Origin of the sequence: Chryseobacterium tagetis (assembly GCF_016735585.2) — a bacterium.
Taxonomy (GTDB): domain Bacteria; phylum Bacteroidota; class Bacteroidia; order Flavobacteriales; family Weeksellaceae; genus Chryseobacterium; species Chryseobacterium tagetis.
The window spans coordinates 523,542-538,665 of sequence record NZ_JAERSE020000003.1 but is presented as its reverse complement, the minus strand read 5'-3'; the positions used below and the strand labels follow the sequence as shown (position 1 = coordinate 538,665).

Annotated in this window: 17 protein-coding genes; 7 read left to right on the top strand and 10 right to left on the bottom strand. The window is 36.2% G+C overall.

Annotation, left to right across the window (positions count from 1 at the left end; translation table 11 throughout):
- Positions 1 to 24 precede the first annotated feature (24 nt).
- The 8 genes from JI747_RS12455 to JI747_RS12420 form a co-directional block, all read right to left on the bottom strand.
- On the bottom strand, positions 25 to 825 hold the full coding sequence (locus tag JI747_RS12455; protein WP_225689153.1) for a fimbrial biogenesis chaperone: 801 nt from the start codon (positions 823 to 825) through the stop codon (positions 25 to 27).
- Between the two features lie 81 nt (positions 826 to 906).
- Entirely contained in the window at positions 907 to 1,452 is a 546-nt protein-coding gene (locus JI747_RS12450) for a peptidoglycan-binding protein LysM (RefSeq protein WP_225689151.1), read from the bottom strand.
- Positions 1,453 to 1,657: 205 nt separating this feature from the next.
- Positions 1,658 to 2,203, bottom strand: a complete 546-nt coding sequence (locus tag JI747_RS12445; RefSeq protein WP_225689149.1) for a peptidoglycan-binding protein LysM — start codon at positions 2,201 to 2,203, stop codon at positions 1,658 to 1,660.
- 43 nt (positions 2,204 to 2,246) lie between these two features.
- Positions 2,247 to 2,792 (bottom strand): peptidoglycan-binding protein LysM, encoded by a 546-nt coding sequence (locus JI747_RS12440; RefSeq protein WP_225689147.1) that lies wholly within the window; start codon positions 2,790 to 2,792, stop codon positions 2,247 to 2,249.
- A 653-nt stretch (positions 2,793 to 3,445) separates the two neighbouring features.
- On the bottom strand, positions 3,446 to 3,991 hold the full coding sequence (locus tag JI747_RS12435) for a peptidoglycan-binding protein LysM (RefSeq protein WP_225689145.1): 546 nt from the start codon (positions 3,989 to 3,991) through the stop codon (positions 3,446 to 3,448).
- A gap of 203 nt (positions 3,992 to 4,194) precedes the next feature.
- The gene (locus JI747_RS12430; protein ID WP_225689143.1) at positions 4,195 to 4,737 is read right to left on the bottom strand and encodes a peptidoglycan-binding protein LysM; all 543 of its coding nucleotides are present in this window, start codon (positions 4,735 to 4,737) and stop codon (positions 4,195 to 4,197) included.
- 51 nt (positions 4,738 to 4,788) lie between these two features.
- The gene (locus JI747_RS12425) at positions 4,789 to 4,947 is read right to left on the bottom strand and encodes a hypothetical protein (protein WP_225689141.1); all 159 of its coding nucleotides are present in this window, start codon (positions 4,945 to 4,947) and stop codon (positions 4,789 to 4,791) included.
- Between the two features lie 242 nt (positions 4,948 to 5,189).
- Complete coding sequence (locus JI747_RS12420; protein WP_317197620.1) at positions 5,190 to 6,122, bottom strand: helix-turn-helix domain-containing protein; 933 nt, start codon at positions 6,120 to 6,122, stop codon at positions 5,190 to 5,192.
- A gap of 127 nt (positions 6,123 to 6,249) precedes the next feature.
- Here JI747_RS12420 and JI747_RS12415 point away from each other — a divergent pair, with 127 nt between their 5' ends.
- From JI747_RS12415 to JI747_RS12385, 7 genes are all read left to right on the top strand, one after another.
- A complete protein-coding gene (locus JI747_RS12415; RefSeq protein ID WP_225689139.1) occupies positions 6,250 to 7,011 on the top strand; it encodes an SDR family NAD(P)-dependent oxidoreductase in 762 nt (253 codons plus the stop codon).
- A gap of 31 nt (positions 7,012 to 7,042) precedes the next feature.
- Complete coding sequence (locus JI747_RS12410; RefSeq protein WP_225689137.1) at positions 7,043 to 8,212, top strand: aldo/keto reductase; 1,170 nt, start codon at positions 7,043 to 7,045, stop codon at positions 8,210 to 8,212.
- A gap of 113 nt (positions 8,213 to 8,325) precedes the next feature.
- Positions 8,326 to 8,742, top strand: coding sequence for a (R)-mandelonitrile lyase (locus tag JI747_RS12405; RefSeq protein WP_225689134.1), 417 nt, complete (start codon positions 8,326 to 8,328; stop codon positions 8,740 to 8,742).
- A 72-nt stretch (positions 8,743 to 8,814) separates the two neighbouring features.
- Positions 8,815 to 9,813 carry a carboxymuconolactone decarboxylase family protein gene (locus JI747_RS12400; protein WP_225689132.1) on the top strand — a complete coding sequence of 333 codons (999 nt, stop codon included), beginning with the start codon at positions 8,815 to 8,817 and terminating at the stop codon, positions 9,811 to 9,813.
- Between the two features lie 42 nt (positions 9,814 to 9,855).
- The gene (locus JI747_RS12395) at positions 9,856 to 11,034 is read left to right on the top strand and encodes an NAD(P)-dependent alcohol dehydrogenase (protein ID WP_225689130.1); all 1,179 of its coding nucleotides are present in this window, start codon (positions 9,856 to 9,858) and stop codon (positions 11,032 to 11,034) included.
- 200 nt (positions 11,035 to 11,234) lie between these two features.
- A complete protein-coding gene (locus JI747_RS12390; RefSeq protein ID WP_225689128.1) occupies positions 11,235 to 12,131 on the top strand; it encodes a helix-turn-helix transcriptional regulator in 897 nt (298 codons plus the stop codon).
- A 76-nt stretch (positions 12,132 to 12,207) separates the two neighbouring features.
- Positions 12,208 to 12,954, top strand: a complete 747-nt coding sequence (locus JI747_RS12385; RefSeq protein WP_225689126.1) for a glucose 1-dehydrogenase — start codon at positions 12,208 to 12,210, stop codon at positions 12,952 to 12,954.
- Between the two features lie 313 nt (positions 12,955 to 13,267).
- On the opposite strand, the gene JI747_RS12380 is transcribed toward JI747_RS12385, so the two are convergent.
- On the bottom strand, positions 13,268 to 14,188 hold the full coding sequence (locus JI747_RS12380) for a helix-turn-helix domain-containing protein (RefSeq protein WP_225689124.1): 921 nt from the start codon (positions 14,186 to 14,188) through the stop codon (positions 13,268 to 13,270).
- 59 nt (positions 14,189 to 14,247) lie between these two features.
- A complete protein-coding gene (locus JI747_RS12375; RefSeq protein ID WP_225689122.1) occupies positions 14,248 to 15,099 on the bottom strand; it encodes an SDR family oxidoreductase in 852 nt (283 codons plus the stop codon).
- Positions 15,100 to 15,124: the final 25 nt, after the last annotated feature.

The window sequence follows — 15,124 nt, the reverse complement described above, 5'->3', positions numbered from 1 at the left end:
ATTCTGTGGTTTCAAGGCTTAATTTTAAAATTTAAAGTTTTTTTCTCCTACACGTAAATCATTGGATTCTGCCATTTTTATAATAACCACGCCAAGGAAGTTTCCTGAAATGTTCTCTGGCAAAGAAAACTGAACAACCTGATTGGTATCCGGAAGCATGGAGATAGAAATTGCAGGTAATTTTATTTCCTTCCCACTGTCTGTGTCAGTAAGTTCAAACCCAACGGTGGCATCATTGATGGTGTTTCCGTCATTATGGATGCTTACTGAGACTTTTCTATTCGCCGAATTCTCTTTGCTCGCTTCTGAAATATTGGTGATATCCAAACTTTTCACATGGTTTCCCGGAGGAGTGTAAAAGATATGAAGTCCCACCTCGAATAAAGTGATAATACCAATACCATTCTGAATACGTGCCTTATCTGCCTGCTGAGGAAGTTGTGTGAAAAACAACATGCTGTTCGTAACGGCAGACTGTGATGCGTTTGCCGGGATCTGCATGGTTACTACAATCTCCTTTGTACTTTTCGCAGGAACTGTTACAGAGTTTTCTAAGGTAGACACCCAGGAGGCATTGGAAGTTTTTGAACTGCCTGCTTCAAGATAAACCTTATTTCCATCTTCTTCTCTAAACCAGTCTTTGTAGTTGAGATTAAAAACATAATCCTTATCTGAGCTGTTTTGAAGCGTGACTGTCTTTGTTACTTTTTCTCCCGGATTACCTGTGAAAAACAAGCGTGTAGGTGACATAGAGATACTTTGTGCCAGAAGTGAAGAAGTCCCTGTGACGATAAAGAAAATGAAAAGGTGAATAAACTTGTGCATGGTGTAAATAGTTTAATAATAAAAGATTCTCAAAACTACTGAAAACGTAGCAAAATGAACCTTTACAAATTAAAAATTTTATTATAAAGCAGTTGCGGTATAAGTTACTGTTTGCGTATAAGTTCCCGCTGGTTTACCTAAAATATCAGAAGATGATGATTTAGCTGCTGGAATCGTGTAGTCCAAATTCAGTGTTAAAGCACTTCCAAGAGGAGCGTTTGATACTAAAGTTTGATCAGTCGCAGATAAAACTACAGCGCTTTTTGTTCCTCCCATTGTTCCGGCAGCTGTAGCCGCTTTGATTGTCAAAACATTTACAGGGATTAAGTTTGTTCCATTTATGAAGTTAGCACCTCCTGCTTTTACTTTAACATTAAAATTCTTCGTTGAAGTAACTTTCAAAGAATTGGCTTTAGTAATCGTTTGATCAGAGTTGTAGTCTGCTGCAGTAGCATAGTTGAAGTCAACTGTATTACCAATTGCTGTACTTCCTGCGTCGATGGAGATCACATCGTTAAGGGTAATGTTTACCGTTGTAGTTGCTGTTGTATTTTGAGCCTGAACATTGCTTGTTCCTAATACAATTGATCCGATAGTGAAAGCTGCGATTGCGAATTGTTTTTTCATGATAGTAATATTTAATTTTTATTCTTATTTAATTGTCCTCTTTTGACATTACAAATCTACAGCGGTGAAAAAGCTTTCTTTGTAGTTGAAAATGGAAGTTCATGTAGTAAAATAACTACACGGTTTATTTATTTGGCTTAAAAAGAAAAAGCCCTCAATCCGTTCTATGTGTTGAGGGCTTATATAAAATTGCTGTTTGTTTTTATTATAAAGCAGTCGCAGTATATGTAACCGTCTGAGTATAAGTTCCCGCTGGTTTACCCAAAATATCAGAAGATGATGATTTCGCTGCGGGAATAGTGTAGTCCAAATTCAGTGTTAATGCACTTCCAAGAGGAGCATTTGATACTAAAGTTTGATCCGTTGCAGATAAAACTACAGCGCTTTTTGTTCCCCCCATTGTTCCGGCAGCTGTAGCCGCTTTTATCGTCAAAACATTTACAGGGATCAAGTTCGTTCCATTCATGAAATTAGCTCCTCCTGCTTTTACTTTAACATTAAAGTTTTTCGTTGAAGTAACTTTTAAAGAGTTGGCTTTAGTAATAGTCTGATCAGAGTTGTAGTCTGCTGCAGTAACATAATTAAAGTCAACTGTATTACCAATTGCAGTACTTCCTGCGTCAATGGAAATCACATCTTTCAGAGTGATGTTTACTGTTGTTGCTGCAGTTGTATTTTGAGCCTGAATTTTGTTAGTTCCTAATATAATTCCTACAATAATCAAAGATGCAATTGTAAATTGTCTTGGCATGCTAGTAATATTTAATATTTAGTTTATTAATTGCTTATAGATCTTACAAAGCTGTCGCAGTATAAGTAACCGTCTGAGTATATGTTCCGGCTGGTTTACCTAAAATATCAGAAGATGATGATTTCGCTGCTGGAATAGTGTAGTCCAAATTAAGTGTTAAAGCACTTCCAAGAGGAGCATTGGATACTAAAGTCTGATCTGTTGCAGATAAAACTACAGCGCTTTTTGTTCCCCCCATTGTTCCGGCAGCTGTAGCCGCTTTTATCGTCAAAACATTTACAGGGATTAAGTTGGTTCCATTCATGAAGTTAGCTCCTCCTGCTTTTACTTTAACATTAAAATTCTTCGTTGAAGTAACTTTCAAAGAGTTAGCTTTAGTAATGGTCTGATCAGAATTGTAGTCTGCTGCAGTAGCATAGTTGAAGTCAACTGTATTACCTATTGCAGTACTTCCTGCGTCGATGGAAATTACATCATTCAAGGTAATGTTTACGGTTGTCGTTGCGGTTGTATTTTGAGCCTGAACATTGCTTGTTCCTAATACGATTGCTCCGATAGTGAAAGCTGCGATTGCGAATTGTTTTTTCATGATACTATTATTTTTAATTTTTATTCTTATTTAATTGTCCTCTTTTGACATTACAAATCTACAGCGGTGAAAAAAGTTTCTTTGTAGTGGAACATGGAAGTCCGTGTAGTAAAATAACTACACAGCTTATTCATATGATTTAAATAGAAAGCCTTCAATACTTTCTGGTGTTGAGGGCTCATATAAAATTTATTGTGTTACTTACAGTGCTGTTGCAGTAATACATACAAAATCAAAGGCCTCCTATAGGAAGCCTTTGACACACCAAATCACAAAATATTAATATGAAAAATATTTACTGAAATAAATTTTGCTAACATCCTGAATCCGAATCTGGCAGCTGCAGATCTTTTTAGGATAACAAAATAAAATTAATTTTTGATACTATTTAATCCCAGCGGATATGTTTTATATATTATTATCTACTTACCTGAATAGATTCTGAACGTAGTAATGATAATGAGCTGATAAAAGTTATACTTGTACGGCTTCCATTTTCATCTACTTTCAAAATAATTGATTTACAGCAGGGCGATGCTTTAAAATAGTTCTCATAACGTGTTCCACATTTGAAACATTCTGTCACTATACTTTTATTTTTTTCCATAATATATCTAATTTAAAAAATAAATAATTTTATTAAAACTCAGCAATTATAAAGCAGTCGCCGTATAAGTTACTGTTTGCGTATAAGTTCCCGCTGGTTTACCTAAAATATCAGAAGATGATGATTTAGCCGCTGGAATAGTGTAGTCCAAATTCAGTGTTAAGGCACTTCCAAGAGGAGCATTGGATACTAAAGTCTGATCTGTTGCAGATAAAACTACAGCGCTTTTTGTTCCCCCCATTGTTCCGGCAGCTGTAGCTGCTTTGATTGTCAAAACATTTACAGGGATTAAGTTAGTTCCATTTATGAAGTTAGCTCCTCCTGCTTTTACTTTAACATTAAAGTTCTTCGTTGAAGTAACTTTTAAAGAGTTAGCTTTAGTAATGGTCTGATCCGAATTATAGTCTGCTGCAGTAGCATAGTTGAAGTCAACTGTATTACCAATTGCAGTACTACCTGCGTCGATGGAGATCACATCATTCAGAGTAATATTTACCGTTGTAGTTGCTGTAGTGTTCTGAGCCTGAACATTGCTTGTTCCTAATATGATTGCTCCGGTAGTTAAAGCTGTGATTAAGATTTGTTTTGTCATGATACTATTATTTTTAATTTTTATTCTTGTTTAATTGTCCTCTTTTGACATTACAAATCTACAGCGGTGAAAAAAGTTTCTTTGTAGTGGAACATGGAAGTTCGTGTAGTAAAATAACTACAAGGTTGATTTATCTGGCTGAAAAAGAAAAGCCCTTAATACTTCTAAAGTATTAAGGGCTTATTCTAGATATATTGTTTGAATTATAAAGCAGTCGCAGTATAAGTTACTTTTTGTGTGTAAGTTCCTTGTGGTTTTCCGAGAAGTACATTGGATGCTTTTTCGGCCGAAATAGAATAGGCTATATTTAAAGACTGTTTGGTACCTAAACTTGCATTACTTACCAATACCTGATCATTTGTCGATAAAGTTACCTCATTCAGGGTTCCTGTCAAATTTCCGCCTGGTACTGCTTTTACCTGCAATACATCTACAGGAATTACGTTTGCACCACTTACAAAGTGAGCACCTTCAGACTTTACTTTTACATCAAAATTTTTGGAGGAAATAATGACTAGACTGTTTGGAACGGTCACATTTTTTGCTGAATTATAATCTTTTGTAGATCCATAATTAAAATCTACAGTGCCTTCTGAAGCAACAGAGCCAATGTCCATTGCAATAACATCCGATAAAATAATATTTACTGATGTACTCACCTGTCCGGAATTTTGTGCCAGAACCCGGTCGGTTCCAAAAGCGATGGCTCCCAGAGACAGCGCAGCGGTAAAGATTTGTTTTTTCATGATTTGGATCAATTTGAAGAGCTGTAAGATAATATTGTCATTTAAAATGATTTATACTAACAAATCAAATCTAAGAACATTATCTGACATGACCAAAACCTTTGTCGCTGAAATCATAGAATCAGCATATTTACCGTAAGAATAATTAATTAAATTAACAGTAACGTGATGCTTAAGGGAATTGCTGAACGGTCCGATAACTGATTTCATTATCGTGGATAGATTACACTATTTTTTAATTCCTAAAATTCATTCTAAATTCAACGTGAATATTTTAAATTCTTAAAGCTAGATTACCAGAAACTTTAATTATAAAAAATACTTCATAAAAATGAATTTTACAATTCTTGTTTAATTTGACTTAAACGTACCAAATCACTGATAAAAAGTTTGAAAATATGCTCGTCTTGGTCACAAATTTGTCAAATAAGCCAGATAACATTTTAAAGTTTCTAATTCAAATACCTGTAATCTTGAGGAGTCGTTCCAATGATCTTTTTAAAAGATCTTGTAAAATGTTGTGGATATTTAAAACCCAGCTCGTAGGCAATCTCACTGACTGTTTTTGAACTATCCAGAATCTTCTGCTTTGCCATATCCATTATTTTCAGCTGAATATATTCCAAAGCCGTTTTTCCTGTTTCCTTCTTAATAAGATCACCGAAATAGTTGGTGGATAAATTGAGCTGCTCTGCACAGTAAGTAACTGAAGGTAGACCTATTGTCTGAGGTTTATCGGATTGATAATAATCATTTAGCAACGTTTCAAATTGTTCCAAAACACCTTTGTTGGCATCATTTCGAGTAATGAATTGCCTGTCATAGAAGCGGATGCAGTAACTCAGAAAAAGTTCAATATTTGCTGCAATCAGCATTCTGCTATGTTTATCTGTATTTTGTTCCAGTTCATATTTGATTTTTTCAAAACAATCCAGAACGATCCTGCGTTCTTTCTCCGATAAATGTAAGGCTTCATTGGATTGATAAGAGAAGAAAGTGTAGTCATCCATATGCTTACCCAAAGATGTCCCACGGATTAAATCCGGATGAAATAATAAGGCATATCCCTGTGGCTTATAATCTTTATTAATGTCTACATTGATAATCTGACCCGGAGCAACGAATACTAAGGTTTTATCCTGATAATCATAGGTGTTCTTGCCATATTTGATATCGCCGCAGTTGATATCTTTCAGATATACCGCATAAAATCCAAAATTCATTTTCTTTGAATAGATCTCCGGGGTTCTGCCATCAAAATCCATAATGCTTACCAAAGGATGTAAATTCTCCTTATGATAAAAAGCGTCGTGCTGACTCACCGTATCGATTCTTAAAACATCATCCATTGTAATCTGCTTTTTTATTGAATACAAATTTATCATAAAATCAACATCATTTTATAATGACGCTGTAAATCAGTGAAAATGGTAGCAGAACCTGTGGTTTGTATAAGACTTTTATGTTAATAAGATGGGAACTTTGTCATCAGAAATTTAAAATAATTCAATAATGACAACAATGAAAAATAAAGTGGCTTTGATCACAGGAGCAGGGCAAGGAATAGGATTTTCAACCGCAAAAATCTTTGCCGAAGCAGGGGCAATTGTTGTATTGGCAGATTGGGATGAAAATCTGGTCAATGCAGCTGCAAAAAAATTATCTGATGAAGGATATAAAACACTTGCCATTGTTTGTGATGTATCCGATGATGCTCAGGTACAGGCAATGATAGAAGAAACAGTGGCTGCTTTTGGACGACTTGATGCTGCATTTAATAATGCCGGTGTTCAGAATGATCTTGCAGATGCTGCCGACCAGACAAGGGAAGATTTTGACAGAGTAACAGGCATTAATCTTCGTGGTGTTTGGAGCTGTATGAAATATGAACTGCAGCAGATGCGCAAACAAGGAAGCGGTGCTATTGTAAACTGCTCTTCAATCGGCGGTATTTTAGGAGGAGCACAAAGGGGAACCTATCATGCAGCAAAACACGGCGTAATCGGTTTGACCAAAAGTGCGGCTTTAGAATATGCACTACAAGGCATCCGCATCAATACCATCTGTCCGGGACTGATTCATACACCAATGGCGGACAAAATGATTGAAGGCGGACAGAAAGAGGCATTGGATGCTATGTTGGAAACCGTACCTGTAAAACGTTTGGGGAGACCTGAAGAGATCGGAAATGCTGTTGCCTGGTTATGTAGTGATGCTGCCAGTCTTATCGTAGGACATACATTAGTTGTGGATGGCGGCTACAGTATTCAGTAAATCAATTCAATAACACCTAAAAAAATAAAATATGAAAAGTAACAGTGTAAATTCAGGAATTCACAACGAAATAAATCCTTTCAATCGCAGGGATTTTATCAAAAGTACAGCGGTCTTAGGTGCGGCTATGTGCGTTCCTTCAATATTAATGTCAAGTTCAGAAGAAAAAAACACATCATTACAAATGAATAGCTTTCCCATCATTAAAGGTCAAAGAACTCTGGGATCAGGCCAATACAGTATGCAGGTCTCCGAAATTGGATTTGGAGTGATGGGAATGAATTACCACCGCGGTATTCATCCTGATAAAAAAGCAATGATCAAATTGGGACATCAGGCTGTAGAACGAGGGATCACACTTTTTGATACCGCAGAAACCTATGGTCCGTTTTCCAACGAAGAACTGGCTGGAGAGATATTTTCATCATTTAAGAATAAGATCGCAGTCACTACAAAATTTGGTTTTAATTATGAAGGTAATAAAGTGACAGGTGTCAATAGCCGTCCGGAAAGGATCAGGGAAATGGTTGAAAACTCTTTGAAACGCTTGAAAATAGATGTCATAGAATTACTGTATCAGCATCGTTTTGATCCAAACGTCCCGATTGAAGATGTTGCAGGTACAGTGAAAGATCTGATCGAAGAAGGAAAAGTAAAACGTTTCGGGCTTTGCGAGGTTGGAGCTTCGACCATTCGTAAGGCGCACGCTGTACAACCTGTCACGGCAATTCAAAGTGAATATCATCTGATGTGGCGCGAACCGGAGAAAGAAATATTCCCGGTTTGTAAAGAATTGGGAATAGGATTTGTGCCTTACAGTCCTTTGAATCGTGGATTCCTGACAGGAAGTATCAATGAATATACATCTTTCGATTCCGGAAATGACAACCGCAATATTCTGCCAAGATTTACACCAGAGGCTATGAGAGCAAATCTCAGAATTGTAGAAGAGCTTAATAAATTTGGAAGGACCAGAGGTATGACGGCGGCACAGACCGCTTTAGGCTGGATGATGCAGAAAGAATCGTGGATAGTTCCTATACCGGGAACTACTAAATTATCACATTTAGAAGAAAACCTGAGAACCACGGATTTTTCATTTACCCAAAAAGAATGGCTTGAACTGGAAACTAACATTTCCAACATCAAAATTATAGGAGACCGCTACCCTGCTTCCGAACAAAATCAGATCGGGAAATAATTAATATCATACAAGAAAGAATGAGTAAATTAATTCATTTAAAAAAGATGATAATCACTATATGTATCATAGTGGTATTAACGGCTTGTACAATCAATAAAAATCAGCACAAAATGACAACACAAAACAACAACACTACAGCCTTATTTCCAAAAGGTGAAAAACTAACTAACGGATATTTCACAGGAGATGCCTTTCTTCAGGTACTTCTGCCAAAGGATAAAAATAATGATTTCATACTGGGAAGCGTTACGTTTGAACCCGGAGCAAGAACCAATTGGCATACCCATCCAAAAGGTCAGGTCTTAATAGTTACGGAAGGTGAAGGTCTTTATCAGGAAAAAGGCAAACCGGCTCAAACCATCAAAAAAGGCGATGTCATCAACATTCCTGAAAATATTGAACATTGGCACGGTGCAAAAGCAGGCAGTAAAATGGTCCATATTGCCATTACTAATTATGAAGGAGAAACCAACGCAGTCTGGCTGAATCCTGTAACAGAAGAAGAATATAACGAAGCCAACAAATAGATCATCAAAATGAGCAAAAGCAAATTTCTACAATGGATATTACTTTTTGTTCTCACATTAAGTATAATTAAAATGAATGCACAACAAAAAACATCAGCTCAGGATTTAAATCCTAAGGAACAAAGTCTGGTGAAGATCTCTGCCTTGACAGCAACAGGTAACCTTACAAATCTAAAAATTCAGTTAAATGCAGGTTTGGATAGTGGCTTGACCATTAATGAGATCAAGGAGACTTTGGTCCAATTGTATGCGTACTGCGGATTTCCAAGAAGTCTGAATGCACTAAATACTTTTAAAACCGTTCTGGACGAGCGAAAAGCAAAAGGTATCAATGATGTTGAAGGGAAAAAAATTATCGTTGAAAATAATGTCGATGATAAATATGAGCAAGGTCGAAAGACTTTAGAAACTCTTACTAAAACGCAGCAATCTAAACCAGCTCCCGGTTTTGGTGAATTTGCACCCCGTGTCGATACTTTTCTGAAAGAGCATTTATTTGCGGATATTTTTGTGAGTGATGTTTTGAGTTATCAACAGCGGGAACTGGTGACCATCTCAGCTTTAGCATCCATTTCAGGTGTTGAAGGACAGTTGCAGTCGCACATCGGTATGGGAAAGAATACCGGAATTACAGAACATCAACTGGAACAATTGGCCGACCTGATACAACAATCGGTTGATATTACCCAAGCAAATACAATTCGGAAGATCATTGGAAAACCAGCGGTTCCGGTGATAAAATCTGATATGATGGTTCGCATCTCTGAAATAGAGATCATTCCGGAATATATTGAGCAGTACAAAGCAATTCTAAAGGAAGAATCATCCGCATCGGTAAACATTGAGCCGGGCGTTATTGCTATTTTTCCAATGTATCAAAAAGAAGATCCGATGCAGATCAGAATTATAGAGATTTACGCTGATAAAAATGCATACCAATCTCATTTGCAGACACCGCATTTTCAACATTATAAAACTTCTACTTTGAAAATGGTGAAATCATTAAAATTAGTGGATATGGATAGTATTGATAAAGAAACGATGAAGGAGGTTTTTCAAAAATTGAAATAACTATTTAATCATTGAAATTTAAGTTCAAATAAAATATTTAAAATGAAAAACAGCAAAACATCCAGAAAAAAATTCATTCAGCAGACTGCTTTGGCGGGTGTAGGTCTTATGTTTATAAACCCTTTGCAGTTGTTCTCACAATCAAATAATTCAAAAATTATGAGCAAAAATATAAAATCAAAAGGCTACGCAGGAAAAGATACAAAAGGGAAATTACAACCTTGGGAATTCGAGCGCAGAGCGGTTGGAGATAACGATATTTTGATTGATATTAAATATTCAGGTATCTGTCACTCAGATATACATACCATCAGAGGACATTGGGGTCCACAGCAATATCCACAAGTTCCCGGTCACGAGATTGCTGGAATCGTTACCGCTGTAGGGAAAAATGTGACCAAATTCAAAGTTGGGGACAAGGCGGGTGTCGGCTGTATGGTCAACAGCTGTATGAAATGTAACAGTTGCAAAAATGGTGAGGAACACCATTGTGAGACCACAGGAATGGTCGGAACCTATGGTGCACCTGATAGTACTTCTCCATCAGGAATTACACAAGGTGGATATTCTAACAATATTGTAGTTACAGAACATTTTGCCATCAGAATTCCTGAAAATATTGATCTAAAATATGCTGCTCCCCTATTATGTGCAGGAATAACGACTTACTCACCGTTGATGAAAGCCAACTTTCAAAAGGGAGACAAAGTAGGCGTTGCAGGTATTGGTGGGCTAGGTCATTTGGCGATAAAGCTTGCCGTTCACAAAGGGGCTGAAGTGTATGCTTTTACAACAAGCGAAAGTAAGCGTAAAGATATTTTATCCTTCGGAGCAAAAGAAGTGATTGTAGTAGATTCTTTAGATAAACTGAAACCTTATGCAGGAAAGCTGGACTATATGATATCAACAATTCCTTATGCTTATGAATTGTCCGACTATGCAGTATGTGTGAAACCTTATGGGCATTTTACACAGGTTGGTCAGCCGATTAACGGCGAGTTTAAAATAGATAATGCAAAATTCTTTTTCAGTCGAGTGAATTTCAATGCTTCATTGATTGGGGGGATTCCTGAAACACAGGAAGTGATGGATCTTTGTGCCGAAAATAAGATTTACCCACAGATAGAGGTCATCAAAGCTGAAGAGATCAATGATGCCTGGGATAAAGTGGTAAACAAAGAGGCTCGTTATCGTTTTGTGATCGATGCCTCAACTATTTAAACAAAGACGTTTCAGCAAAATGATAAAAAAGGCAATTCAATATTAATGATATAGAATTGTCTTTTGTCGTTTATAATCTGAATACTTTTATTGTTTCTAAATATTTTTGAACGGCTTATTTTAATGATTTTTGTATCTTCCATAATATTTTTCTGGAATATCTTTATCATAATATGACGTTCCGAATTACAAGTTGGCTTATGGATTCATATACTATCAATAACATTGCTGTTTATCGAAATTTAGATTGGAAATTATCTAATGAGTTTTTATATCTGACTGAAATACCAACGATCTTTGAACCTTTTGTGATCCATCCTAATTATTATTCTTTTGGAATTATTAACAAAGGGTCAATGACCCTTCAGATCGATAATGATGTGCATATTATTACTCCGGCATCCTTTATGATATACCGTCCTGAGCAAACACTCAAGATTATTGAGATTGAATCCGGGACTGAAGGTGCTTTTATTCTTTTTACCCGACGATTCATTCAGGACTTTCACCCCATTCTTGATGCATTTTTCACTAATACCTTTCTTCATAATTATTTCGGTTCTCACATCATTATGGCTTCCGAAGATTATCAGCATCTGTCTACACTTTTCAGCAAGATATTCGATGTACTTTCTGCCATTTATACAGAACGCTGGGAAACCTCAGCCAGAAATCTTATCATTACCCTGATCAATGAGACCGATATCATTCTAAAAAAATATCAGAGTTCATCGCTATCAATTTCTACAAAAGAAAATTTAATCATCAGCAAGTTCAAATCGCTGGCAGAAGAACATTTTTCTACACAGAAGCCGATTACATTTTATAGTGATCAACTGAACATCAGTATAAGCAGACTTTATAAAATCTTTAAAAAGCAAAATCTGATGCCTCCATCTTCTTACCTTAATGAACTTTTGCTACAGGAGGCAAAATTTCTTCTTGCCAATTCCGAGAATAATGTTGGTGAGATTGCCGCTCGCCTATCTTTTAGTGACATACACACTTTCAGTAGATTTTTCAAGAAACATACAACCTTCTCTCCAACTGCATTCCGATTGAATGAGATTAAATGGACAGAAAAAGACAAAAATTAAACAATTTGTGGTAAACAGCCTATCACCGACCCTTGTTATCTTTGAGTTATACTTTTAATAATAACAAAAAAAGAATATGAAAAGATTAGAAGGCAAAGTTGCCATTATTACAGGGGCATCTCAGGGAATGGGAGAATCGCACGCCAGAGAATTTGTGAAAGAAGGTGCAAAAGTGGTATTGACCGATCTGAATGAAGAACGAGGTTCACAGATTGCAAGTGAATTAGGAGAAAATGCTGTGTTCATCAAACAAGATGTTACAAAGATTGAAGATTGGCAGCGTGTCGTTGCAGAAACGGAATCTAAATTTGGACCTATCAATGTTCTTGTCAACAATGCAGGAATCTTAGGACCGATCAAAACCATTACAGAAATCTCAGAAGCCGATTATCTGAAAGTAATAGAGATCAACCAAAACAGCGTTTTCTATGGTATGAAATACACGATCCCTTCGATGCTCAAAGCGGGAATCGGGTCGATCGTTAATATTTCTTCTATTGCAGGGATTGTAGCTATTCCTGGATATCCAAGTTTAGCTTATATGGGCAGTAAGTTTGCTGTAAGAGGTCTTACCAAAGCCGCTGCTGTGGAATATGGAAAAAATAATATCAGAGCAAACTCTGTACATCCCGGATATATCAAAACTCCAATGATGGTAGAAGCAACAGATGAAGATGGCGGTGGCGCAGGAGACAGCACACCTCTGGCAAGAATGGCAGATGCTAAAGAAGTAAGCAATCTTGTGATATTTTTAGCCTCGGACGAATCCTCTTTCCTTACCGGTACGGAACAGGTTATTGATGGAGGAATGAGCATCCAGTAATTCAATAATTTGATATTATTAGGAAATGTAAAGTCTCATTACTAAATGAGGTGGTAAAATAATCACAGATTCTCCGACAGGAGATCGAGAAAAATCATAAAAAGAGTCTGTTTACATGGACTCTTTTTTAGTACAAAATGATCATTGCAACAAGCAAATCACGAAAAAGATTTAATTAAAAAGTTTATTATATGCCAAAACATTAATGATAAGTTTTTTGTAAAAACTTATCATTAATGTTTTGATATTGAATTAAGTACATCTGAAAATTCTTGTAACATTTCGCCTACCACATTTCGCTACATAAAAATAATCAGTTAAAAGACTGCTTAAATTCTAAAGGAGAAAAATTTGTTTTGGTTCTAAAAAACTTGCTAAAAGATTGTGGATGCTCAAATCCTAATTCGTATGCGATCTCGCTTATTGATAAATCAGTATTACGCAATTTTTCTTTTGCTTTTTCAATCAGTTTTAAATGAATATGCTGCTGTGTATTGCATCCTGTTATTGAACGAAGCATATCTCCAAGATAACGAGGAGAGACTTTCAGGTTTTCAGATAAATATTTAACGGTTGGTATTCCCTGAATCATTGGTTGATCAGTTTTAAAATAGTTGTCTAAAAGTAATTCCATTTTACCAATCAAATCATTATTAATGTTTTTTCGAGTAACAAATTGTCGTTTATAAAATCGCTCGCTATAGATAAGCATCAATTCAACCTGAGAAATAAGTACATCCTGGCTTAAATCATCAATCGAAGTCTTGAGCTCTTCATTGATGATATTTGCAATATTGGTAATAATATTCTTTTCCTTATCTGACAGATACAGCGATTCATTGATTGAATACGAGAAAAAACCATAGTTCTTTATTTTACCTTCAAGAGGATAGCCTCGGAAAAAATCGGGATGTATCAGCAAAGTAAAACCTTTGGGGTCTCCTGTAGATTGGATCCCTGCAAGCGACTGTCCTGGAGAGGTAAAACACATACCTGCTTCATTGAAATCATAAGTTGTTTGTCCATATTTCATTCTACAACCAGACGAATCATTGTAGGTTATATGGTAAAAATTCATCACAAAATTTAAAGAAAGCAATTGATCTTTTATTTCCACTTCGCTATAATCAAGCAAACTAATTAAGGGGTGCAGTGGTTTTGGTAAACCCAATTCTTGCTGCATTTCGGAAATCGTGTCAAAGTGTTTCAAATTATTTATTTCGCTTGATTTCATAACCTCACAAATTTAATTAAAAATATGAAAATCAGATTATTTGTAACTATTCGTATTATTTAGATAATAGATTTTCCGCTATTCATCATTTCGAAAATTCCTTCACGAAATGCTTCATCACCCACTGCAAGACGATGCTTATACATTGCAACCGCATCTTCACCACAAACATAACGCAACCTCTTTGATCCGTCCGTGGCAGCACCGTATACCACTTCGGCAATTTGCTCTGGAGTCGTCATATTTTCCTGTTGAGTGATAGCGGCGACAAATCTGCTTACTAGAGAATCATACACAGGATGAGAAATCATAGGAGATTTGTTCATAATCTCTGTTGCCACCATTCCCGGCTCAATTGTTTTAATACCAATGTTTAATTCTGACAGTTCATATGAAAGGCTTTCACTCCACCCCTCAATTGCCCATTTACTGGCATCATATATTGAACCAATAGGAAATCCTGCCAGTCCTGCGGATGATCCTGTGGTTATGAATAAACCTTCTCCTTTTTCCCGGAAATAAGGAATAAATGCTTTAGTTACACGTACAACACCAAAAAAATTAGTTTCCATCTGGGTTGAAATTTCCTCATCTGATACTGCTTCTAATGCTCCCATAAGCGCGTATCCTGCATTGTTGAAGACAACATCAACATTGTGCTTGCTTAAAACATACTGCACAGTCTCCTGAATTTGTTTAAGATTGGTCACATCAAGCCTCAATAAAGAAATATTTTCAAATTCAATAAGTTCAGTTTCTATTTCAGGCTTACGCATCGTAGCGATAACATTCCAACCATTTGCAGCAAATAATTTTGCTGAAGCTTTTCCAATACCTGAAGAAGCTCCAGTGATGAAAATTGTTTTATTCATTTTATTTAATTTTAACTGTACAAAGATATTTTGCCGCAAAAATCTTCACTAAGCATAAATGGTA